Source organism: Enterobacter sp. EGD-HP1, assembly GCF_000733275.2.
GTDB lineage: Bacteria > Pseudomonadota > Gammaproteobacteria > Enterobacterales > Enterobacteriaceae > Enterobacter.
Genome location: NZ_AVOP01000001.1, coordinates 100615 through 122410, shown reverse-complemented (window position 1 = coordinate 122410; position 21796 = coordinate 100615). Strand labels below are relative to the sequence as shown.

Annotated in this window: 21 protein-coding genes; 7 read left to right on the top strand and 14 right to left on the bottom strand. The window is 56.3% G+C overall.

The window, feature by feature from the left end; genetic code table 11:
* The 8 genes from rsxG to blr form a co-directional block, all read right to left on the bottom strand.
* Window positions 1–621: an electron transport complex subunit RsxG gene (rsxG, locus tag N037_RS00575; RefSeq protein WP_023335454.1), complete on the bottom strand. Its 621-nt coding sequence runs from the start codon at window positions 619–621 to the stop codon at window positions 1–3.
* A 10-nt stretch (window positions 622–631) separates the two neighbouring features.
* Window positions 632–1684, bottom strand: a complete 1053-nt coding sequence (rsxD, locus tag N037_RS00570) for an electron transport complex subunit RsxD (protein ID WP_032638246.1) — start codon at window positions 1682–1684, stop codon at window positions 632–634.
* A complete protein-coding gene (gene rsxC / locus N037_RS00565) occupies window positions 1685–3706 on the bottom strand; it encodes an electron transport complex subunit RsxC (protein ID WP_023335456.1) in 2022 nt (673 codons plus the stop codon).
* On the bottom strand, window positions 3699–4277 hold the full coding sequence (gene rsxB, locus N037_RS00560; RefSeq protein ID WP_032638245.1) for an electron transport complex subunit RsxB: 579 nt from the start codon (window positions 4275–4277) through the stop codon (window positions 3699–3701). Before rsxB ends, rsxC begins: the two co-directional genes overlap by 8 nt.
* Window positions 4277–4858: an electron transport complex subunit RsxA gene (gene rsxA, locus N037_RS00555; RefSeq protein WP_014883581.1), complete on the bottom strand. Its 582-nt coding sequence runs from the start codon at window positions 4856–4858 to the stop codon at window positions 4277–4279. Before rsxA ends, rsxB begins: the two co-directional genes overlap by 1 nt.
* A gap of 76 nt (window positions 4859–4934) precedes the next feature.
* Window positions 4935–5375, bottom strand: a complete 441-nt coding sequence (locus N037_RS00550) for a DUF2569 domain-containing protein (protein ID WP_032638244.1) — start codon at window positions 5373–5375, stop codon at window positions 4935–4937.
* A gap of 86 nt (window positions 5376–5461) precedes the next feature.
* Window positions 5462–5677 (bottom strand): transcription modulator YdgT, encoded by a 216-nt coding sequence (gene ydgT, locus N037_RS00545; protein WP_013096896.1) that lies wholly within the window; start codon window positions 5675–5677, stop codon window positions 5462–5464.
* Between the two features lie 231 nt (window positions 5678–5908).
* On the bottom strand, window positions 5909–6034 hold the full coding sequence (gene blr / locus N037_RS23260; RefSeq protein WP_168112406.1) for a division septum protein Blr: 126 nt from the start codon (window positions 6032–6034) through the stop codon (window positions 5909–5911).
* Window positions 6035–6277: 243 nt separating this feature from the next.
* Between blr and N037_RS00540 the strand changes: the two genes are divergently transcribed.
* Complete coding sequence (locus N037_RS00540) at window positions 6278–7318, top strand: oxidoreductase (protein ID WP_023335459.1); 1041 nt, start codon at window positions 6278–6280, stop codon at window positions 7316–7318.
* Window positions 7319–7370: 52 nt separating this feature from the next.
* On the opposite strand, the gene add is transcribed toward N037_RS00540, so the two are convergent.
* The 3 genes from add to malX form a co-directional block, all read right to left on the bottom strand.
* The gene (add, locus tag N037_RS00535; RefSeq protein ID WP_032638242.1) at window positions 7371–8372 is read right to left on the bottom strand and encodes an adenosine deaminase; all 1002 of its coding nucleotides are present in this window, start codon (window positions 8370–8372) and stop codon (window positions 7371–7373) included.
* Between the two features lie 96 nt (window positions 8373–8468).
* The gene (locus N037_RS00530) at window positions 8469–9641 is read right to left on the bottom strand and encodes a MalY/PatB family protein (protein WP_032638241.1); all 1173 of its coding nucleotides are present in this window, start codon (window positions 9639–9641) and stop codon (window positions 8469–8471) included.
* A gap of 47 nt (window positions 9642–9688) precedes the next feature.
* Entirely contained in the window at window positions 9689–11281 is a 1593-nt protein-coding gene (gene malX, locus N037_RS00525) for a maltose/glucose-specific PTS transporter subunit IIBC (protein ID WP_032638240.1), read from the bottom strand.
* A gap of 177 nt (window positions 11282–11458) precedes the next feature.
* Between malX and N037_RS00520 the strand changes: the two genes are divergently transcribed.
* The 4 genes from N037_RS00520 (at window position 11459) to N037_RS00505 (ending at window position 14498) form a co-directional block, all read left to right on the top strand.
* On the top strand, window positions 11459–12487 hold the full coding sequence (locus N037_RS00520) for a Mal regulon transcriptional regulator MalI (RefSeq protein WP_023335463.1): 1029 nt from the start codon (window positions 11459–11461) through the stop codon (window positions 12485–12487).
* A 230-nt stretch (window positions 12488–12717) separates the two neighbouring features.
* Window positions 12718–13191, top strand: coding sequence for a hypothetical protein (locus N037_RS00515; RefSeq protein ID WP_032638239.1), 474 nt, complete (start codon window positions 12718–12720; stop codon window positions 13189–13191).
* A gap of 63 nt (window positions 13192–13254) precedes the next feature.
* The gene (locus N037_RS00510; RefSeq protein ID WP_032638238.1) at window positions 13255–13623 is read left to right on the top strand and encodes a hypothetical protein; all 369 of its coding nucleotides are present in this window, start codon (window positions 13255–13257) and stop codon (window positions 13621–13623) included.
* 422 nt (window positions 13624–14045) lie between these two features.
* A complete protein-coding gene (locus N037_RS00505; protein ID WP_032638237.1) occupies window positions 14046–14498 on the top strand; it encodes a hypothetical protein in 453 nt (150 codons plus the stop codon).
* A gap of 116 nt (window positions 14499–14614) precedes the next feature.
* On the opposite strand, the gene N037_RS00500 is transcribed toward N037_RS00505, so the two are convergent.
* Both N037_RS00500 and manA read right to left on the bottom strand, forming a co-directional pair.
* Window positions 14615–16147, bottom strand: coding sequence for a YdgA family protein (locus tag N037_RS00500; RefSeq protein ID WP_032638236.1), 1533 nt, complete (start codon window positions 16145–16147; stop codon window positions 14615–14617).
* Between the two features lie 99 nt (window positions 16148–16246).
* Window positions 16247–17422, bottom strand: coding sequence for a mannose-6-phosphate isomerase (manA, locus tag N037_RS00495; protein WP_032638235.1), 1176 nt, complete (start codon window positions 17420–17422; stop codon window positions 16247–16249).
* A gap of 199 nt (window positions 17423–17621) precedes the next feature.
* On the opposite strand from manA, the gene fumA reads away from it, so the two are divergent.
* Entirely contained in the window at window positions 17622–19268 is a 1647-nt protein-coding gene (gene fumA, locus N037_RS00490; RefSeq protein WP_032638234.1) for a class I fumarate hydratase FumA, read from the top strand.
* Between the two features lie 139 nt (window positions 19269–19407).
* Entirely contained in the window at window positions 19408–20802 is a 1395-nt protein-coding gene (gene fumC / locus N037_RS00485) for a class II fumarate hydratase (protein WP_032638233.1), read from the top strand.
* Here the strand turns inward: fumC and tus are convergent, their stop codons facing one another.
* Window positions 20803–21732: a DNA replication terminus site-binding protein gene (gene tus / locus N037_RS00480; RefSeq protein ID WP_032638232.1), complete on the bottom strand. Its 930-nt coding sequence runs from the start codon at window positions 21730–21732 to the stop codon at window positions 20803–20805. It abuts the gene before it with no gap.
* Between the last annotated feature and the right edge of the window lie 64 nt (window positions 21733–21796).

Here is a 21796-nt window from a genome sequence, read left to right as displayed (position 1 = left end):
TTACTCTCCACAGGCCGGAAGATTGTTGATTTGCGCGGGCAGCGTTTCAGCATACAGCCCGGCTCGTTTTACGGCGTTCACCACCGCGCGCGGCGTGATGGTCGCGCCGGTGAACTGATCGAACTCGCCGCCATCTTTCTTCACTGCAAACGCGGTGTCATCTTCGCCATGAATAACTTTACCGGCGAAGTGCAAAATCCAGTCGCTCAGGCGGGTTTCAATTTTATCGCCCAGGCCCGGGGTTTCATGATGCTGCGTCACGCGAGTGCCCAGTATCGTGCCGGAGAAATCGCTGCCGACAAGCAGCTGAATGGCGCCGGAATAGCCGTCGGGCGCCGTCGCTTCCATCACTGCACCTACCGGTTTATCTCCTTTACGGGCGATAAAGACGCGGTGCGGACCTTTCCCAAGCTGCGGCGCGTCTACCACAAAGCAGCTTTTCTGCAGGTCATTATCGTAGAAATCTGATGGGATCACCTGATCGAAGAGCGCCTTTTGCTGCTTTGAAGCCTGCTCTTCAATGGTCGTTTTGGTTAACGTGTTAACCAGAGCCGTTAGTCCGGTCAGGACCGCGGCGAAGACAGCCAGCGTGGCGCCGTGTTTTTGCATCGTTTTTAACATGGCGAAACCCTTAGCGATGGCCGTACACGCGCGGACGCGTGTAATAGTCGATGAGCGGAACGGTAATGTTGGCAAGCAGGACGGCAAATGCCACGCCGTCCGGGTAACCGCCAAAGCTGCGGATCAGCCATACCAGCAGGCCCGCCAGCGCGCCGAAGATCAGGCGGCCGCGGTTAGTCGTTGACGCCGTAACCGGATCCGTCAGGATAAAGAAGGCACCTAGCATGGTCGCACCGGAGAGCAAATGCATCTGCGGGCTGGCCAGTGATTCAGGAGAGAAGATCCAGCCCAGCGTCGCGCAAACCGCCAGCGTCACGAGGAAGCTGACCGGAATATGCCAGCGAATGGCTTTCTGCTGCAGCAGGAACAGGCCGCCCAGCAGATACGCCAGGTTGACCCACTGCCAGCCTGCACCCGCCAGCATGCCGCTGTAGATCGCGGATTTCATGATCTGCTTAACGCTGTGCCCGGCATGCAGGGACGTTTTAAAGGTATCGAGAGGCGTCGCCTGGCTAATACCGTCCACGCCCATGCGCAGTGTGTTCATGTCAGCGCCGAGCGCCGTATGGCCGGTAAAGATAACGTGCAGGGCATCCATAAAGCCCGGAACCGTGGCGGCAATCTCGTGCGGCGGCAGCCAGCTGGTCATCTGCACCGGGAAGGAGATCAGCAGCACCACGTAGCCAATCATCGCCGGGTTAAACGGGTTATGACCGAGCCCGCCATACAGCTGTTTGGCAATGATCACGGCAAACACGGTACCAAGGACCACCATCCACCATGGGGCAAACGGCGGAATACTGATGGCCAGCAGCAGGCCGGTTAGCAGCGCGGAGTTATCAGCCAGGATGCGGGAAACCGCCATCTTACGTAGCTTCAGGACGAGGGCTTCAGCCGCTAAAGCACTGACACAGCCCAGGATTATCTGGAACAGGGTTCCCCAGCCGAAAAACCAGCACTGAACGGCAATGCCCGGCAGCGCAGCCAGGCAAACCAGCATCATGATGCGCGACGTCTGGCGCTGATTGTGGGTGTAAGGGGAGCTTGCGATTCTGAAAACCATTTAATCCTCGTTAACTGCTTTCTGTGCGGCTTTCTTTGCCTGAACGCGCGCAATGGCGGCGGCAACGGCGGCCTTGCGCGGGTCATCGTTGGCGGCCTGCGGCTGCTCTTCCTGCTGCGCTGCCTTACGGGCTTTGGCGCGGGCAATTGCCGCTTCGACGGCGGCTTTGCGCGGGTCGACCGGTGCTTCAGGTTCTACCGCGGGAGCCTGCTGCGCTGCTTTGCGCGCTTTGGCACGGGCAATAGCCGCTTCAACGGCCGCTTTGCGTGGGTCGACCGCATCCTGCTCGACGACTACCTGCTGCTCACCGGCTTTGCGGGCTTTGGCCCGGGCTATTGCCGCTTCAACGGCGGCTTTACGCGGATCGATCTCAGCATCTGCCTGGACCGTTTGCGCTTTTTCAGCCTGACGGGCGCGCGCTGCGGCCTTACGTGCTTCACGCGCGGCAATCGCTTCGCTGTTATCAGGTTTCTCACCCGCTGGGATCACTACAGGCTGTGCCGCGGTCGCTTTTTTCTCACGAACGCGCGCCAGCGCGGCGTTAATGGCATCCTGATCTTTTTCGGCAGGCTGAACGGCGGCCTGCTTATGGCGTTCCTGACGGGCGAGTTTTTCGCGTTCCAGTCGCGCCTGGCGTGCTTCAAAGCGCGCTTTGGCTTCCGCAGCGCGTTTTTCTTCCATGGAGATGGCATAAATCTCGGCCTTCTCCTGGCGGAAATACTGCACCAGCGGGATGTTGCTCGGGCAGACCCAGGCGCAGGCACCGCATTCAATGCAGTCGGCCAGATTGTGGGCTTTAGCTTTGTCGTGCAGCTGGCCTTTGCTGTACCAGTACAGCTGCTGCGGGAGCAGGTCCGCCGGGCAGGCATCGGCGCAGGCGCTGCAGCGGATGCAGCCTTTCTCTTCCTGCTCTTCGCCCATCTCGGTCGGAGAAGGCGCGAGCAGACAGTTGGTGATTTTCACGACCGGAACGTCCAGCCACGGCAGGGTAAAGCCCATCAGCGGGCCGCCCATGATCACCATCTGGTCGCTAGCCGGGCAGAACTCAGCCTGTTCCAGCAGATGACGCACCGGCGTGCCGAGGCGCGCCCAGACGTTGCCCGGACGAGAAATCGACTCCCCGGTCAGCGTCACCACGCGCTCGGTTAACGGTTCGCCGTCAATCACCGCGCGCTTCACGGCATAAGCGGTACCGACGTTTTGCATCAGCACGCCGATATCCGAAGAGCGTCCGCCGTGGGGGACCTGCTTGCCGGTGAGAATTTGCGTCAGCTGTTTTGCGCCGCCAGAAGGGTACTTGGTCGGGATAACGCGCAGGCTGATGTCGTGACTGCCCGCCAGCACGGCGCGCAGCATGGAAATAGCCTGCGGTTTATTGTCTTCGATACCGATCAGCACTTCCCGCGGCTGCAGGATGTGCGCAAGGATGCGGATGCCTTCCACTACCTGGGCGGCGCAGTCCTGCATCAGACGATCGTCGGCGGTGATATACGGCTCGCATTCGGCGGCATTGATAATCAACGTCTGAATCTTATCGCCACCGCCGTGCAGCTTGACGCCGGTCGGGAAGCCCGCGCCGCCCAGCCCGGCGACGCCGAACTGATGTATGCGTTCGATAAGCGCGTCGCGGCTCTGGCTACGGTAGTCGCTCCAGCCGTCACGTTCAATCCAGCGGTCTTCACCGTCGGCTTCAATCATCACGCTCAGTTCCGACAGCGCGGATGGATGCGCCACCGTATGCGGGGCAATGGCGACCACCTTACCGGAGGTTGGCGCGTGGACCGGCAGCATACGTCCGCGCCCGAAGGTCAGCGGCTGCCCGCGAAGCACAGTATCGCCTTCTTTCACGCACAGCTCACCCTCGGCACCGATGTGCTGCTTGAGCGGCATAACGTAACGCGTCGCCAGCGGAATTTGACGCAGCGGCGTGCCGTTGGACTGGGTTTTCATCTCTGGTGGATGGATACCGCCGTCAAAGTCCCAAATCTTCTCTTTTCTGAAAGCAGAAAATAACTTAAGCATGTTGTTCCACAGGAATGATGCGAACCGGAATGGTTTGAAGATCCCACTTCCAGCTTTCGGTAGTCGTTTCAACCGGGCGCAGCTCAATACATTGCGTCGGGCAGGGTGCCACGCAGAGGTTACAGCCGGTGCAGAGGTCCGCCACGACGGTGTGCATGGCGCGGGTGGCACCAACAATGGCGTCAACCGGGCAGGCCTGAATACATTTGGTGCAGCCGATGCAGTTGGCTTCGTCGATCACGGCCAGCGATCGGACCGGCTCCTGCACGTCCGCATCGCCGTCAACGGGCTGAGGATCAACGTTAAGCAGGGCCGCGATTTTCAGCATCACTGCTTCGCCGCCGGGGGCGCAGCGGTTAATTTTTTCACCCTGAATGCCTACCCCTTCGGCATAGGGACGGCAGCCGGGGTAGCCGCACTGCCCGCACTGGCTTTGCGGCAAAAGCTCATCAATTTTTTCAACAACAGGATCGTCCTCTACCGCGAAACGGCGCGAGGCGTAGCCCAGGATAAGGCCAAACACCAACCCCAGGACGCTGATAGAGGCGATGGCAATCCAGATAGCATTCATTACAACTTCACCAGACCACTAAAGCCCATAAAGGCCAGAGACATTAAACCTGCGGTCACCAGCGCAATCGCGTTACCGCGGAAGGGCGCAGGGATATCCGCTGCCGCCAGACGCTCGCGAATCGACGCGAAGAGGACCATTACAAATGAGAAACCGACGGCGGCGGAAAAACCGTACAGCGCCGACTGCATAAAGTTATGGCCAAGGTTGATGTTCAGCAGCGCAACGCCGAGAACGGCGCAGTTGGTGGTGATCAGCGGCAGGAAGATACCCAGCAGGCGATAGAGGGCCGGGCTGGTTTTACGCACCACCATTTCGGTAAATTGCACAACAACCGCAATGACCAGAATAAAAGCCAGCGTACGGAGATAGATTAAGCCCAGCGGGATAAGGATCCAGGTATCAATCAACCACGCGCAGATGGACGCCATCGTCATGACGAAGGTCGTCGCCAGCCCCATGCCCATCGCCGTTTCCAGCTTTTTGGACACGCCCATAAACGGGCACAGGCCAAGGAACTTCACCAGAACGAAGTTGTTAACCAGCACGGTGCCGACAAAGAGCAGTAAGTAATCGGTCATTATTTAGCCTGAAATAAAAAAGCCGCCTATTATCGGACAAACCCACGCAGGCGACAACAGGTTATCTGTAGGGTTATTACGGGTTCACGAAGGTGTTTTTCACCCGCGTCGAACGCTTGAAATAGGGGACCAGCAGCGCGGCGGCCAGTAACGGGAAAAGCAGCTGACGCACGGCCAGAGCGTCTGAAACGGGCGAAAAAGCAAAGGCTTTCACCGCCAGCAGGACCGAAATCAGCAGCCAGATAATGTAGTGCTTCGGCACACTCTTGCGGCGCTTAAAGAAGGCAATGGTCAGCCACAGCGTGTAGTACCACATTCCAATCGCGAAAACGAACGACACAAACCACATCGCAATATTCAGCAAGCTTTGCGACATCAGGGTCTGGATGGCGTGTGGGGTAACCAGTGCGGTGGTATACAGCAGCAGCGCAAGTGATGCGCTTAATAAGGCAACCAGCAGCCATGCCAGTGGGGCGATTAACCAGCCTCCAATGCGTTCTCCAGGCGTTGCGGTCATGAACTCTCCCATAATCTGCGCGAAATGTTGTACAGCCAGTTTGCAGGGCGGAGAGTATATAACATTTCGCGCGGATGGCTACTTTCTTATAAAACGTAACGCCATACAGACTTAGGCACTTCCCCGACGTTGAACAAACGACCGCCGGAAACCAGCTCCGCACGGCGATGGTCAGCGGCGCGATACATATTAATGATGTCCTGATTATCCGACAGGGTGTAGTTCAAATGGTCAAACAGTTTTTCCAGGCTCTCAAGCGAATTGATCTTGCGAAATTTTAATAAATAGTCCTGAACTGTCATATTAATAAGTTTCCATATAAAAGTGAGTAATACCAGTTAAGGTAATTCGTTCGAATAATAAACGGATTAATAAAGACGTAAACAGCCCACTCAGGTAACGCGACGAAATTAGGAGTTTTCTTTGCTGAAATTCAGGCATCAGACGATGCCTGGAAGAGAAGGTTAACCGTGTTCACCAGGGCTGGCAATACGTAACTGACATATTATGTCACTCTTTATTGCAGTAACCGGTTACTTAGGTTGGGCGACTGTGACAGGCTCCGGCGGCTGGTAGTTATCGATATGGCTGGCGACGCCCAGCAAAATGACCGAAACCCCAAGGACAATCCATCCCGCTAATTCAATGATTCGATTAATAATTGACGTCATGATTCGTAATTGTACTTTATCCATAAATACAGGTCGCAGATGTTACAGCGACGATTCCCCAACGGCAAGCGCTTTGGGAACGGTTCCCTTAAACAAAATCAGTAGGTTAATACTATGTAACAAAAACAACCCGTATAACCTGCTATTTTAAGTCATATGGCACATTATTAATCTGTGCTCTTGCCAGGCTAGCCAGTGTGAAATAAGAACGTCATAAAAGAGGACGGCACTATGAGTGATAATATCCGCGTTGGGCTTATCGGCTACGGGTATGCAAGCAAAACGTTTCATGCGCCTCTGATAGCCGGGACGCCGGGGATGGCGCTGGCTGCGGTATCCAGCAGCGATGCCGCTAAAGTCCATGCCGACTGGCCCTCCGTGCCGGTTGTCTCTGAACCTAAACACCTTTTCAACGATCCGAATATTGATTTAATCGTTATCCCCACACCGAACGACACCCACTTTCCGCTGGCAAAGGCCGCGCTGGAAGCCGGTAAGCACGTGGTTGTCGATAAGCCCTTTACCGTCACGCTGTCTCAGGCTCGCGAACTGGATGCGCTGGCAAAGAGTCTTGGCAGGCTGCTGTCGGTTTTCCATAACCGCCGCTGGGACAGCGACTTTCTGACGGTAAAAAGGCTTCTCAGTGAAGGAACGCTAGGGGAGATCCTCTTTTTTGAATCTCACTTTGACCGCTTCCGTCCGCAGGTGCGAAACCGCTGGCGCGAGCAGGCCGGTCCGGGCAGCGGTATCTGGTACGATTTAGCCCCGCATCTGCTGGATCAGGCCGTCAATCTTTTTGGTCTGCCGGTGAGCATGACGGTCGATCTGGCCCAGCTCAGACCCGGGGCGCAGACAACCGATTACTTCCACGCGGTGCTCAGCTACCCGCAGCGGCGGATTGTGCTGCACGGCACGATGGTCGCGGCCGCGGAATCGGCCCGCTATATTATTCACGGTACGCGTGGGAGCTACGTAAAGTTTGGTCTCGATCCTCAGGAGGACCGACTGAAAAGCGGTGAACGTCTGCCACAGGAAGACTGGGGCTATGATATGCGCGACGGGGTGGTCACGCGGGTGGAAGGTGAGGAGCTGGTAGAGGAGACCTTGCTGACGATCCCGGGCAATTATCCGGCCTATTATGCGGGCATCCGCGATGCGCTGAACGGCACGGGAGAGAATCCGGTTCCGGCCAGCCAGGCGATTCAGATAATGGAGCTGATCGAGCTGGGTATCGAATCTGCCAAACATCGCGCCACGCTCTGTCTGGCATAATTTTTTAATATTTTGTAGGCCGGGTAAGCGTCAGCGCCACCCGGCAACGGTGTTAACCGCGAGCCACTTTATCTTTCAACGCCTGCTTCTCTTCAGGCGTCAGGAAGGCGATCTCCAGCCCGTTGATCTGCGCCTGACGGATCTGCTCGCGGCTCAGACCCGCCTGCGGTGCGGCGATGTTGTACTCGTGGATGATATCCACGCCCTGAACCGCCGGGTCGTCGGTGTTCAGCGAGGCCAGCACGCCGTGCTCGAGGAAGGTTTTCAGCGGATGATGCGCCAGCGTTGCCACGGTGCTGGTCTGAATGTTAGACGTCAGGCACGACTCAATCCCGATACGCTGCTCCGCCAGGAAATCCATCAGGGTGCGATCTTCGACCGCCTTCACGCCGTGACCGATACGCTCGGCGCCCAGCTCGCGGATGGCCTGCCAGATGCTTTCCGGGCCAGCCGCTTCACCCGCATGCACGGTAATGTGCCAGCCGGCATCGCGCGCGCGGTTGAAGTGGGAGAGAAACAGACTGCCCGGGAAGCCCAGCTCATCGCCGGCAAGGTCGACGGCGGTGATGGCATCGCGATGGGCCAGCAGCGCTTCCAGCTCCTGCAGGCAGGCGGCTTCGCCGAACGTGCGGCTCATAATGCCAATCAGACGGGCCTGAACGTCGAAGGTTTTACACCCTTCGCGGACGCCTTCAATGACGGCTTCCACCACGCCTGCAACGGGCAGGCTGTGGGTCATCGCCATGTAGCCCGGCGAGAAGCGCAGCTCGACGTAGTGCAGGCCGTTACGGGCCGCATCTTCAATGTTCTCAAACGCCACGCGGCGGCAGGCATCCAGCGAGGCCAGCATCTTCACGCCCCAGTCGAGTTTGCTCAGGAAGCTGACCAGGTCCGGTTCACTGGAGGTCACCTGTACGTGCGGGATCAGCGACTCAAGCGTCTGCGCGGGGAGCGTTAAATTGAACTGGCGGCCAAGATCGAGGATGGTTTGGGCACGAATGTTACCGTCAAGGTGACGATGAATATCAGTTAAAGGCAGGCGTGTATCAATCATGGTCGCACTCTTTTCTGGTTAAAGTGCGCCATATTATAAAAACAAAACGGGGTAAAAAGCTATTTGCGCAAGGGAATATTCCGTTGCGCAAATTGATTACAGGAGTGCGTTAATCCCGGCAATGAGGCGCTGAACGCCTTGTTCGAGCTTGCTGCGCGGGCAGCCCGCATTCAGGCGAACAAAGCCATTTCCCTCTTTGCCGTAGGTATATCCCGGCATGATGGCGACCTTTTGCTGCTCGATCAGCACTTTTTGCAGCGCCCGATCGTCAATATTCAGCGGGCGCAGGTCAATCCAGGCCAGATAGGTCGCTTCCGGCGGCTGCCAGTTCAGTTTCGGAAAAGCGCTGTTTACTTCCTGCGCGATATACAACAAATTCTCTTCCAGATAACCCCGCAGGGCATCCAGCCACGGCGCTCCCTTCTGGTAGGCGGCGATATGCGCCGTCAGCGCCAGCACGGAAGGGGAAGAGAGACCGTCCCGACCTTTTAGCGCGCTGAGGTAGCCGTTCCGGCTCTCTTCATCACCAATCAGGCCGTAAGCGCCCGTCAGCGCCGGAATATTAAAGCTTTTCGAGCCGGAGGTGAGAAGCGCCCATTTGCCGCGTGCCACCGCGTTCCACGGCGTGTGACGATGCTCTCCCCACACCATGTCCATATGGATTTCATCGCTGATAACCGCCACGTCATAGCGTGCGCACAGCTCCGCCATGTGCGTCAGTTCATCCCGCGTCCAGACCTTGCCGGTTGGGTTTTGCGGGCTGCACAGCAGTAAAATCTTGTTTTCAGGTTTCGCCAGGGCCGCTTCCAGTGCAGCCATATTCCCCTGCCAGCCTGCGGCATGCTTTTCCATCTCCACGGGCACCACATGACGCGCATTGCCTTCAATGGCTTTGTAAAACGCGTCGTATGCCGGGGTGTGAACCACTACGCCGTCGCCGGGGTGTGACCAGAGACGAATCAGCTCTGACACCATGTAGATAACGGAAGGACCATAAACGACGGTTTCCATATCAATCATGCTTTTAAAGCGCTGCTGGAACCAGTGCGCGACGGCGGCGAGAAACTCATCGTTCTTCCAGCGGCTGTAGCCCAACACGCCGTGATTGATGCGTTGATGCAGCGCGTCGGTAATGCAGGGTGCGGTGGCGAAATCCATATCCGAGATGGTGAAGGGCAGCAGGTCCGCCGCGCCAAAGCGGTCGGCGACGTAGTCCCACTGCGTACACCAGGTGCCGTGTCGATCCACGACGGTAGAGAAATCAAACATGACGTAATCCTTAAAGTAAAACCCCCTCCTGAGAGGGGGGTGAGGCATCAGGCTTCTACTGTTCGCATCAGGGTAGCCAGCTCATCCTTCACCGACTGCACCTGCGGGCCGATAACCACCTGCAAATTATGCTGATTTAACTGTACCACGCCAATGGCCCGGTTGGCTTTCAGGGCGTTGGTATCCACTTTTGACATATCCGCCACCGACAGACGCAGGCGGGTAATGCAGTTATCCAGCGAGGTGATGTTATCCGCACCGCCCAGCGCCGCCAGAATGGCCGGGGTGTTATAGCCGGATTTGCCCACTGTCCCGGCAACCGCCTGTTCAACGCTGCTCGCCGTATCGGTATCGCGGCCAGGCGTTTTCAGGTTAAAGCGGGTGATGGCGAAGCGGAAGATGCCGTAGTAAACCGCAAACCAGATAGCCGCCACGACCGGCACCAGATACCACTTGGTGGACAGGCCGTGCAGGATCCCGAACACCACGAAGTCGATCACGTTGCCGTCGGTGTTGCCGATGGTCACGCCCAGCACCGCCATCACGGTAAAGCCCAGACCGGTCAGCACCGCGTGGATGAGATACAGTACCGGCGCAACGAACAGGAACAGGAATTCGATCGGCTCGGTGGTACCGCCCACGACGCAGGCAATCACGCCGGAAATCAGCAGGCCTTTAATTTTATGACGGTTTTCCGGGCGCGCGCAGTGGTACATCGCCAGCGCGGCACCCGGCAGGCCGCCGAGGAAGGCAGGCATTTTACCCTGAGACAGGAAGCGGGTGGCGCTTTCGGAGAAGCCGTGGGTGGTCGGGCAGCTCAGCTGCGCCTGGAAGATGGTCAGCGCACCGCTCACGTCGTGACCGCACACCTCCATCGTCCCGCCCGCTTCGGTGAAGCGAATCAGGGCCACCAGGATATGCTGCAGGCCAAACGGCAGGAGCAGACGCTCGCCGGTGCCGAAGATCATCGGCCCAAAATCTCCCGCGCCGTTGATGATGCGGCCGATACCGTTGATGCCCATAGCAAAGACCGGCCAGATCAGCGGAATGATTAAGCCGAACAGACCCATGACCACCAGGGTGATAATCGGCACGAAGCGGGTACCGCCGAAGAAGGCCAGGGCATCCGGCAGGCGGATATTGTGGAAGCGCTCGTGCAGCATCCAGATAATCACACCCGCGATCACTGCACCGAGGATCCCGGTATCAATAGACTGGATACCAATCACGCTCTGAATGTTGTTGGCTTTCAGCACGGCAGCGTCTGTGGTCGGCAGAATGCCTTTCGCAGTCAGCCAGAAATTAACCGCGAGGTTCATCACCGCATAACCTACAAACCCGGCAAACGCCGCGACGCCTTTATTCTCGCGCGCCAGGCCCAGCGGAATAGCGATACAGAACATGACGGGCAGGAAGCTAAACGCAAAGGAGCCGACTTTACTCATCCAGATAAAGATCGCCTGCAGCACGGGGGTACCGAGGAACGGGATCAGCGTGATGACGTCTTTACTGCTTAGCGAGCTGCCGATCCCGAGCATGATCCCGCAGAACGAGAGGAGTGCCACGGGCAGCATAAAGGTTTTACCCAGTTGCTGGAAAAATTCCCACAGCGATATTTTTTGTGCTGCTTTCGCCGTCATAAAACGACTCCTTTATTGTTAAAATCAGTTTGCCTGCTTCAATGCTGCAAGAAGATAAAACGTTTTATCAAAGTTTAGTGCGCGCTAAATCACATTCTCAGGCTTTGACTGGTAGTATAAAGATAACGTATTGATAAAACGTTTTACCGATCTCATTTCAGGGAGTCACACCGACACATGGCTGTAGCGAAAAAAATCACCATCAACGATGTCGCGCTGGCGGCGGGCGTTTCCGTCAGCACCGTTTCTCTGGTGCTGAGCGGGAAAGGGCGCATCTCTCCTGCGACCGGTCAGCGGGTTAACGAGGCGGTTGAACAGCTGGGCTTTGTGCGTAACCGCCAGGCGTCGGCGCTGCGCGGTGGGCAAAGCGGAGTGATTGGCCTGATCGTTCGCGACCTGACGTCACCTTTCTATGCGGAGCTGACCGCCGGGTTAACCGAAGCGCTTGAAGCCCAGGGGCGGATGGTCTTTCTGCTGCACGGCGGTCGCGAGTCCGATCAGCTTCTCTCCCGGCTCGATATGCTGCTGAACCAGGGGGTGGACGGGGTGATCGTCGCCGGGGCGTCGGGCGTGGGCAGCGAGCTGTGCGAGCGCGCCGCCGCGAAAGGCGTGCCGCTTGTGTTTGCTTCGCGCGCCAGCTACCTGGACGAGGCCGATACGCTGCGCCCGGATAACATGCAGGCCGCGCAAATGCTGACCGAGCATCTTATTCGTCGCGGGCATCAGCGCATTGCCTGGCTGGGCGGTAAAAGCTCGTCTCTGACCCGCGCCGAGCGGGTAGGCGGCTACTGCGCGACGCTGATTAAATACGGCCTGCCGTTCCACAGCGAATGGGTGGTGGAGTGTGAATCCAGCCAGAAGAAAGCGGCGGAAGCGATAGGCGCGCTGCTGCGCAGCAGTCCGACGATCAGCGCCGTGATTTGCTACAACGACGTGATTGCCATGGGCGCCTGGTTTGGCCTGATCCGCGCCGGGCGTCAGAGCGGCGAGGGTGGGGTGGAAACCTTCTTCGGCCACCAGGTGGCGCTTGGGGCGTTTGCCGACGTCGGTGAAAACGCCCTCGACGATCTGCCGATCGTCTGGGCCACCACCCCCGCGCGCGAAATGGGCTACACGCTGGCGGACAGGATCATGCAGCGCATCGACAATACGGATGTCCAGGCCGGACACCAGATTGTGGCGGCGCGGCTGGTAACGGTGAAGTAATCTCCGCTGCACATCGCCCGGCGGCGCTGCGCTTGCACGGGCCTACAACGGCGGATCGTAGGCCGGGTAAGGCGTAGCCGCCACCCGGCTAAAAATTATGTGTAATAGTATTATCAAGTATTTATTATATCTTATATGCATGATTCTAATGTGCTGCGCTTAAGTGAAATAAATGACATGTTCATAAGTCTTGTTTTATGTAACAACGTTAGCTCTTATGGAGGAGTTCTATGTCCAGCCCAGATCTTTTTTCTATTGTTATAGCTATCAATCATCTCTCCGATTCCGTGAAGGAAACTCAAGAAATAGTAAAGCAGGTTAATAATGTCGATTGGTCTAAAGATTACATTATGCCATTTTTAACGCTTTTGCTCTCAGCCGCTGTTGCTTACTTGAGTGCTAAGTCTGGTTATAAATGGCAGGATAAATTTCTTACAAATAAGCTTAAGATAGATACTGTCAACAAGACAATACTGGGCTTTCAGAATATGCAGGGGACATTATTAAGCCTCAAGGGAAATTATACAAATAATTTATCTGAGCATCCATTGCAACGCACTATTGCAGTACCGCTAATTATCTATTCATTCTCACCGTTAAATCTAAATTATGAGCATCTTCTTCAAGTTATAATGACAAATGATATAAGCATTAAAAATAAACCGTGGTTTAATATCTCATCATACGTGTCAGTGCAAGATTAATTAAATCAGTTAGATAAGATTATTCAGGAGCGGAATTCTTATGATTATAAAATAAAAGATGGCTTGGCTCGTGAATACGAACGTAAATCCTTTACCGTGGACGAGATACTCTCTAATGTCAATTCTGTAGATTTGCACAAATACATAGAGTTAACTGAAATTATCATTAACATGATTGATAACTTAACGATCTCGGTAAATGACTTCTTAAGGAATTTTCCTGAAACTGCAAGTCAGCTAATCGGGAAGGATAAATCTAAATATTATAAAATGATTCAAGGATACAAAAATGAGTCAGAGTTAGTGAAGAACTTACAAAAAAGAACTGTGCCACTTGACTTTGAATTGGCTGAGGAAATATTAAATATACCAAGTGCTGATATAAAGAGAATGCTATGTGATCAAAGTTACACAATACAAACCCCAAAATGATGGATGAGTGTATAAAAGTTTGAGTTTTGGTTTTTTTAATTAGAGGTGTATTGCAACTTATAATATATTTGGATGGAGGTATTATCGAATGCACGACTCCCCTTTTTGGAATCATGCTCGCATAAATTTGATAAATCCTGTGCAAATACATAAAATTAGTTCCTTAAATTTTCCATTCCGTATAAGGTGTCCCCACTGCGGCAAATTCCGCAGTCAGGCGTGGAAACCTGAACCATCACACGACGACACAGTTTTAGTGTCGGTGCAGCGCATATCCTTGTAAAATCAACGGTGGCGCTGATAGGGCAGTCGAAAGGCTGGCTGAAGACCGTGTGATTCAGTTTCCACCCCTGTCAGCGCCACCACCCTCTGAGCGTGGAAACTTAGATGGTGGCCTTAAAACATCACACGGAGGCTGCCATATGGCTACGATCCCAACCCTTGCTAACCCTCAATCCACTGACAGTATTGCCTGCCAACTTCTCGATCTGCCGATATCCTCAACGCTTGATCTCTTCGAACTGACAGATTGCTGCTGCGCTTTTGTTAACGTGCTGCTGGAAACCCAAAACAAAGCAGAGCGCTTAGCGCTGTGTGGACGTCTGGCTTTTACTCTCGATGAGCTAAAAAACCGATGCGATGAAGATTTACCGCCTCATCTGGTTGAGCGACTGAGCACCGGGTTACCTGCGCAATCCTCTATTCCCGATTGCTGGCAAGATACTGCGATGCTGGTGGGATATGCTCAGGCACTTAATCAGGCCTTATTGAGTCAGACACTGGCAAGTGCTGTCTCGCAAGAACTTGCAGGCTTATTGCATGACCTGGTTTATCTTCTGGCTGACTTTGTCAGAGAACCTTACCTGCCGCACTGAGGTCACGCCCGGCGGCGCTGCGCTTGCACGGGCCTACAATGGCCCGGAATCGTAGGCCGGGTAAGCGTCAGCGCCACCCGGCAATAAAAAACCCCTCGTACGAGGGGTTTTGCCGTTTACTGCTGCGGTGCCGCCGGAGCGGCTGGCGCTGCCGGTTCAGCCGGTTCCGGCATCCCCAGCGTCGGCATACCAAACATGCCGACGAAGTCTTCCAGCGGCATCTTGTCGCCGTTGAGCGTGACCTGGCCGTTGGCGTACTGCAGGCTGGTGGAAATCGTGTTGTCTTCCACTTTGGTGATGCGGAACATCTGGCCCATTGCCGCCAGGCCTTTCACCTGCTGGTTAGCCAGCTTGCCGGCGTCTTCATCGCCGTAGCCTTCCAGCTTCGCAATCTGGGTCATAAACTCGGTCGCCATGTCCATCGGGATGGTCAGCTTGCTCTCGAGCGACTTCACGCTGCGATCCACTTCCTGCGCCAGCGTCTGCGGTTCACCCGTTGCGGTTGCCGGATCTTTCAGGAACAGAGACAGGTTAAAACTGGTTTCGCCTTTGCTGTTTTTCCAGCTCAGCGGCGCAACGGTGATCACCGGCTCGCCTTTCAGCAGGATAGGCAGGTTGTTGAACAGCACCGCCATCGCCTGCTGCTGGTACACCTCAGGGTTCTGCTGCAGTGCGGCATCGGTCAGCAGCGCCTGGCTCTCTTTGCTGTATTTCTGGCTAAACTCGTGCCACGCCTGGCCGTCGATATTGCCGATCTTCAGCGACAGTTTGCCGGTGCCCAGATCCTGATTCTGCACTTTCAGGCTCTTCAGCGTGTAATCCAGCTGCGTGTTGATGCTCTTACCGTCTTTGGAAACGTCGGATTTACCGTTGACGTCCATGCCTTCCAGCACGGCCATCTCTTTGCCTTCAACAGCAATGGCAACCTTATCGAGAGACAGTTTTTGATCGCCGATACGCTCCTGGAAATCGGTCATTCGGCTGTTGCCGTCGGCCTTCAGGTTGTTGAAGGTGAGCTGAACTTTTTGGTTATATTCGTTCACGGCATTGACCAGGCCGCTTTCCGCTTCACCCGTCAGGGAGAACACGTTTCCGTCGCGGTCAGCCTCAAGCTTGAAGTGGCCGCCGCTGAAGGCGACTTTCTCATTCTCTTTCTCGTAGTTCAGCGCTTTCAGAGCAATATCGGAACTTGTGTCACCGGCATAGCTAATTCGGGTATTAATGTCGAAAGGCGATTCATTCTTCGCCAGGTCAAACAGCGGTTTGGTGACGTCGTTATTCACCAGCACGGTATGAACAGATGCCATCGACGGGATCAGGTTAAAGGACTTCAGCTGCGCCAGCGGCAGCGGACCGTGGCTCACCACCTCGTCCAGCACCACGCTCTGGCCCTGTTTCAGCCAGCCGTTTTCAGCACCGGCAACCGGCTTCACTACCAGCTGCATACGGCTGGTAAAGACGCCGCGATGATAATTCTGGTAGCTCAGCTCAAGGCCTGCCTCCGGCGCGCTGCGCTTAATTTCGCCGTTAGCCTGCGCCACCATCTCAGCCAGACGGCCTTCCAGCTGTTTCCCGGTAAACCAGGAGGCTCCCGTCCAGACCACGCCTAACGCTACAATCACTCCAACCGCTACGACCGATTTTTTCATTGCGACTATCCCTAAAATGAAACCAGGCGGTAAAAACCGCCTGGAGATATTAAGCCTGCAACTAGCTTAGCAAGAGTTGTTAAAAAATTCAGTAAGTGCTTAAAGCTTATTGAAAACGCGCGCCAGACGACCGGTGCCGCTTACGCTAACCGGAGACTCATTGGCTGCAACGAATGCTGACTCACCGGGCTTAAGCACCAGACGCTGTTCGCCTTTGCGCAGCGTCGCTTCGCCCTCCACGCAGAACAGAATCGCCGCGCTTTCCTGCGCGATGGCGGTTTCGGCCTGGCTCAGGTCGTGCAGGGAGAAGGCAAAATCTTCAACCGGAATCGGGAAGTCCAGCTCTGCGCCGTTTTTCACCGGCTGAGTCAGCAGCTCCGCGGCAGGTTTTGCCACGAACTTCACGTTGGCAACCAGCTCAGGAATATCGATGTATTTCGGCGTCAGGCCCGCACGCAGCACGTTGTCGGAGTTGGCCATCACTTCCAGCGCCACGCCCTGCAGGTAGGCGTGCGGGGTTTCAGCGAACAGGAACATTGCTTCGCCCGGGTTCAGCTTCACCACGTTCAGCAGCAGAGGGGAGAACAGGCCGCTGTCGTCCGGGTAGAATTCGGAGATCAGACGGATGGTCTCCCACGGTTCACCCTGCTGGCTGTCCAGGGCTGCTTTCAGCACCGCCAGCGCGTGAGATTTCTCTTCACCCTGCATATTCAGCAGGCTGGCAAACAGCTGGCTCAGCGCGTCTGCGTTCGGGTTTTCGAGGAAGTGGGCGATAGCCTTGTGGGCACCTGCGACCGGTTGCAGCAGGGAAACGATCTCTGAAAACGCGCGGAACGCGTTCATCGCCAGGAAGGGAGTCAGCGCAAAGACCAGCTCCGGCTTATGGTTAGGATCTTTGTAGTTACGCTCGGCGGCGTCTAACGGGATACCCGCCGCGTTCTCTTTGGCAAAGCCGATTTCGGAGGCTTTCTTGTTCGGGTGAACCTGGATGGAGAGCGGCTGGTCGGCGCACAGGACCTTAAACAGGAACGGCAGTTCGCCGAAGCGGTGAGCGACCTTGTCACCCAGCAGCGCGGTTTTATCGGCATCAATGACGTCACGCAGGCTGTGTACCTGGCCGCTGGCGTCTTCAATTTTTGAGCTGCTCTTCGGGTGTGCCCCCATCCACAGTTCTGCCATCGGCAGGTTGTCCGGGTTCGCGATACCGTAGAGATCCGTTAACGCAGTTTTACTTCCCCAGGCGTAGTTTTGCACTGAGTTAATGAGTTTTTGCATTATCAAGCCCTGATTCAATTGTGGAATTAACTCCGGGTATTAAAGCAATAAACCTCATGGAAGTAACCTGTGGATGTAAAAAGTCGTACTAGTCTCAGTTTTTGTTAAAAAATTGTGTAGGATAAGCTGACTCGCTTTTAAGCCGGGCAGCGGAACATCTGCCCTGAATAAACAGACCGAAGCAGTAAGTGAGAGACCAATGTCGAATAAACCCTTCCATTATCAGGATCCTTTCCCCCTCAGTAAGGATCGGACCGAGTATTACCTGTTAACCCGCGATCACGTCTCCGTCTCTGAGTTTGAAGGACAAGAGATCCTCAAGGTAGAACCGCAGGCGCTGACGCTGCTGGCGCAGCACGCTTTCCACGACGCCTCGTTTATGCTCCGTCCTGCGCACCAGCAGCAGGTTGCCGATATCCTGAGCGACCCGCAGGCCAGTGAGAACGATAAATACGTTGCCCTGCAGTTCCTGCGTAACTCAGACATCGCGGCGAAAGGTGTTCTGCCTACCTGTCAGGACACCGGCACGGCGATCATCGTCGGTAAAAAAGGCCAGCGCGTCTGGACCGGCGGCGGTGACGAAGCGGCCCTGGCGCACGGCGTCTACAACACCTACACCGAAGATAACCTGCGCTATTCGCAAAATGCGGCGCTGGATATGTACAAAGAGGTCAACACCGGCACCAACCTGCCTGCGCAGATCGACCTCTACAGCGTCGACGGTGACGAGTACAAATTCCTCTGTATCGCCAAAGGCGGCGGTTCAGCCAACAAAACCTATCTCTACCAGGAAACCAAGGCGCTGCTCACCCCGGGCAAGCTGAAGAACTACCTGGTTGAGAAGATGCGCACCCTCGGCACCGCGGCGTGCCCGCCGTACCATATCGCGTTTGTGATTGGCGGTACGTCGGCTGAAAGCACGCTGAAAACCGTCAAGCTGGCCTCAACCAAATATTATGACGGTCTGCCTACCGAAGGTAACGAGCACGGCCAGGCGTTCCGCGACGTGCAGCTTGAGCAGGAACTGCTGGAAGAGGCACGTAACCTGGGCCTCGGGGCGCAGTTTGGCGGCAAATACTTTGCCCACGACCTGCGCGTGATCCGTCTGCCGCGTCACGGTGCCTCCTGCCCGGTCGGGATGGGCGTGTCCTGCTCTGCGGATCGCAACATCAAGGCGAAGATCAACCGCGAAGGCGTGTGGATCGAAAAACTGGAAAACAACCCGGGCAAATACATTCCGGAAGCGCTGCGTAAAGCGGGTGAGGGTGAAGCGGTTCACGTTGACCTGAATCGTCCGATGAAAGAGATCCTGGCGCAGCTTTCACAGTACCCGGTTTCGACCCGTCTCTCCCTGAACGGCACGATTATCGTGGGCCGCGACATCGCGCACGCGAAGCTGAAAGAGCGTCTGGACAACGGTGAAGGGCTGCCGCAGTACATTAAAGATCACCCGATCTACTACGCCGGCCCGGCGAAAACGCCTGAAGGCTATGCCTCCGGCTCGTTAGGCCCAACGACGGCGGGCCGCATGGACTCGTACGTTGACCAACTGCAGGCCAACGGCGGCAGCATGATCATGCTGGCGAAAGGTAACCGCAGCCAGCAGGTGACGGACGCCTGCCACAAGCACGGCGGCTTCTACCTCGGCAGCATCGGCGGCCCAGCGGCGGTGCTCGCGCAGGGCAGCATCAAGAGCCTGGAGTGCGTGGAATACCCGGAACTGGGTATGGAAGCCATCTGGAAAATTGAAGTGGAAGATTTCCCGGCGTTTATCCTCGTGGATGACAAAGGTAACGACTTCTTCAAACAGATCCAGTCGTCCCAGTGTTCGGCGTGTGTGAAGTAATTCTGTAAATTATCGGGTGGCGCTAGCGCCACCCGACACCAATAAGAGCGCACAAAGCGCCATATCGTTTCTCAGAAGTCATCAATACTTATCCCTTAAGCATGTGAGCAATCCCTCTTTTGTTATCAAGGAGAAAGTAATGACCACGGTACGCCATGAGAAAGACTCGATGGGCGCCATCGACGTCCCGGCCGACAAGCTATGGGGCGCGCAAACCCAGCGTTCGCTGGAGCACTTCCGTATCTCGACTGAAAAAATGCCCGTCTCGCTGATTCAGGCGCTGGCGCTCACCAAACGCGCCGCCGCGAAAGTGAACCAGGATTTAGGCCTGCTGGCGGCAGACAAAGCGACCGCCATCATCAACGCCGCCGACGAAGTGCTGGCGGGCAAGCATCCCGACGAATTCCCCCTCGCCATCTGGCAGACCGGTTCCGGCACCCAGAGCAACATGAACATGAACGAAGTGCTGGCGAACCGGGCCAGCGAACTGCTGGGCGGCGTGCGCGGCATGGAGCGCAAGGTTCACCCGAACGATGACGTCAACAAGAGCCAGAGTTCTAACGACGTCTTCCCGACGGCCATGCACGTGGCGGCGGTGATTGCTATCCGCGAGCAGCTTATCCCGCAGCTCAACGTCCTGAAGTCTACGCTCAACGAGAAAGCGCAGGCCTTCCGCGACATCGTCAAAATTGGCCGTACGCACCTGCAGGACGCCACGCCGCTGACGCTCGGCCAGGAGATTTCCGGCTGGGTGGCGATGCTGGAACATAACCTGAAGCATATTGAGTACAGCCTGCCGCACCTGGCGGAACTGGCGCTCGGCGGGACGGCGGTCGGGACCGGGTTAAACACCCATCCCGAATACGCGGTGCGCGTGGCGGAGGAGCTGGCAAACATCACCGGGCAGCCGTTCGTCACGGCGCCCAACAAGTTCGAAGCGCTGGCGACCTGCGATGCGCTGGTCCACACCCACGGCGCGCTGAAAGGGCTGGCGGCCTCGCTGATGAAAATCGCCAACGACGTGCGCTGGCTGGCCTCGGGTCCGCGCTGCGGCATTGGCGAAATCAGCATTCCGGAAAACGAGCCGGGCAGCTCTATCATGCCGGGTAAAGTCAACCCGACCCAGTGCGAAGCCATGACCATGCTCTGCTGTCAGGTGTTGGGCAACGATGTCGCCGTCAACCTGGGCGGTGCGTCCGGCAACTTCGAGCTGAACGTCTATCGCCCGATGGTGATCCACAACGTTCTGCAATCAATTCGTCTGCTGGCGGACGGGATGGAGAGCTTTAACGAGCACTGTGCGGTAGGGATTGAGCCGAATCGCGAGCGTATCAGCCAGTTGCTCAATGAATCCCTGATGCTGGTGACGGCGCTGAATACCCATATCGGCTACGACAAAGCCGCCGAGATCGCTAAAAAAGCGCATAAAGAGGGGCTGACGCTGAAAGCCTCCGCCCTGACGCTGGGCTATCTGACGGAGGCGGAGTTCGACGCCTGGGTTCGCCCGGAAGCGATGGTCGGCAGCCTGAAATAGTCATCCCGCCACGTACAGGTGCAGCCGCGGAATAATCAGCTGTAGCGGCTGCGCCTGAGGTCTGTAACGGTGCTGGACATTGTCCGCATCGTAATTCAAAAGCTCACCAACATCCGGCACGATGGCTCCCCGATCGGCATCATACAGCGCAATCAGCGGCGTAGGGCAGGCATACTGAACCTGTTTTTGCTGACCGGAGTACCAGACGCGGGCGATGGGCTGAACCTTCACCGGGCGCTTGATCTTGAGGCGCGTATCCGCCGGCAGAGAAGCGATGCTGTGGTACTCCTGCTCCAGGCGCTCGATCCACTGCTCGCGCGACCACGGTGCGACGGTGCGCGGCGTCTTCAGGCTTTTTTCCAGCTGCGCCAGAATCTCATCCCGGGTGAAGTTTTTAATGATGTGCTTATTCGCCCAGCCGAAGCGCAGCGTGGCGGGATGACGCAGTACCGTCAGCGTGCGATAGGCGTTAAGGGTTATCAGCCCCGGAAGCTGGCGGTGCACCCATTCAAACCGGGCGGCAGGGGCGAGGCCGGACTCTTCGGTAATGATCTTTTCAAATGCCGCTTTCAGGGTGTTGATATGGGCAATCTGGGTTTCCAGCGCGTCGCGCGTTGTTGCATCGGTTTGCAGGCAGATCACGCCGGGCAGGCGTACGGCCGCCTTACTGCTGCGGTTTTCTGACTGCTGCTGGATAAACAGGCGGCGATAGTGCTTCAGCGCCAGCTCAAGGGCGGCGCTGCCGATGTGTTGTTCAACTGCGATGGTGTCCAGCGGGTCGTGCTCGGCCCCTTTAGCTACCTCGGGCAGGGTAAAGACGCGCGCGGCCAGCAGGCGGCAGGTCTGCAAACGTTCGGTCAGGGTCAGGAGCTCGTGTTCTATTTCCCGAAACGTGCTGTTCAGCCGTTCGAGGAGATCGTAGGTCGCCATAAGCACTCTCATTAGTTACAACATACTTATCGTATAGCACAGCACGCCGGGTCAGGCCAGCGTG

What these genes read in the sequence shown, in the direction of transcription:
- rsxG (WP_023335454.1), bottom strand. Translation starts at nt 621, where the DNA reads ATGTTAAAAACGATGCAAAAACACGGCGCCACGCTGGCTGTCTTCGCC.
- rsxD (WP_032638246.1), bottom strand. Translation starts at nt 1,684, where the DNA reads ATGGTTTTCAGAATCGCAAGCTCCCCTTACACCCACAATCAGCGCCAG.
- rsxC (WP_023335456.1), bottom strand. Translation starts at nt 3,706, where the DNA reads ATGCTTAAGTTATTTTCTGCTTTCAGAAAAGAGAAGATTTGGGACTTT.
- rsxB (WP_032638245.1), bottom strand. Translation starts at nt 4,277, where the DNA reads ATGAATGCTATCTGGATTGCCATCGCCTCTATCAGCGTCCTGGGGTTG.
- rsxA (WP_014883581.1), bottom strand. Translation starts at nt 4,858, where the DNA reads ATGACCGATTACTTACTGCTCTTTGTCGGCACCGTGCTGGTTAACAAC.
- N037_RS00550 (WP_032638244.1), bottom strand. Translation starts at nt 5,375, where the DNA reads ATGACCGCAACGCCTGGAGAACGCATTGGAGGCTGGTTAATCGCCCCA.
- ydgT (WP_013096896.1), bottom strand. Translation starts at nt 5,677, where the DNA reads ATGACAGTTCAGGACTATTTATTAAAATTTCGCAAGATCAATTCGCTT.
- N037_RS00540 (WP_023335459.1), top strand. Translation starts at nt 6,278, where the DNA reads ATGAGTGATAATATCCGCGTTGGGCTTATCGGCTACGGGTATGCAAGC.
- add (WP_032638242.1), bottom strand. Translation starts at nt 8,372, where the DNA reads ATGATTGATACACGCCTGCCTTTAACTGATATTCATCGTCACCTTGAC.
- N037_RS00530 (WP_032638241.1), bottom strand. Translation starts at nt 9,641, where the DNA reads ATGTTTGATTTCTCTACCGTCGTGGATCGACACGGCACCTGGTGTACG.
- malX (WP_032638240.1), bottom strand. Translation starts at nt 11,281, where the DNA reads ATGACGGCGAAAGCAGCACAAAAAATATCGCTGTGGGAATTTTTCCAG.
- N037_RS00520 (WP_023335463.1), top strand. Translation starts at nt 11,459, where the DNA reads ATGGCTGTAGCGAAAAAAATCACCATCAACGATGTCGCGCTGGCGGCG.
- N037_RS00515 (WP_032638239.1), top strand. Translation starts at nt 12,718, where the DNA reads ATGTCCAGCCCAGATCTTTTTTCTATTGTTATAGCTATCAATCATCTC.
- N037_RS00505 (WP_032638237.1), top strand. Translation starts at nt 14,046, where the DNA reads ATGGCTACGATCCCAACCCTTGCTAACCCTCAATCCACTGACAGTATT.
- N037_RS00500 (WP_032638236.1), bottom strand. Translation starts at nt 16,147, where the DNA reads ATGAAAAAATCGGTCGTAGCGGTTGGAGTGATTGTAGCGTTAGGCGTG.
- manA (WP_032638235.1), bottom strand. Translation starts at nt 17,422, where the DNA reads ATGCAAAAACTCATTAACTCAGTGCAAAACTACGCCTGGGGAAGTAAA.
- fumA (WP_032638234.1), top strand. Translation starts at nt 17,622, where the DNA reads ATGTCGAATAAACCCTTCCATTATCAGGATCCTTTCCCCCTCAGTAAG.
- fumC (WP_032638233.1), top strand. Translation starts at nt 19,408, where the DNA reads ATGACCACGGTACGCCATGAGAAAGACTCGATGGGCGCCATCGACGTC.
- tus (WP_032638232.1), bottom strand. Translation starts at nt 21,732, where the DNA reads ATGGCGACCTACGATCTCCTCGAACGGCTGAACAGCACGTTTCGGGAA.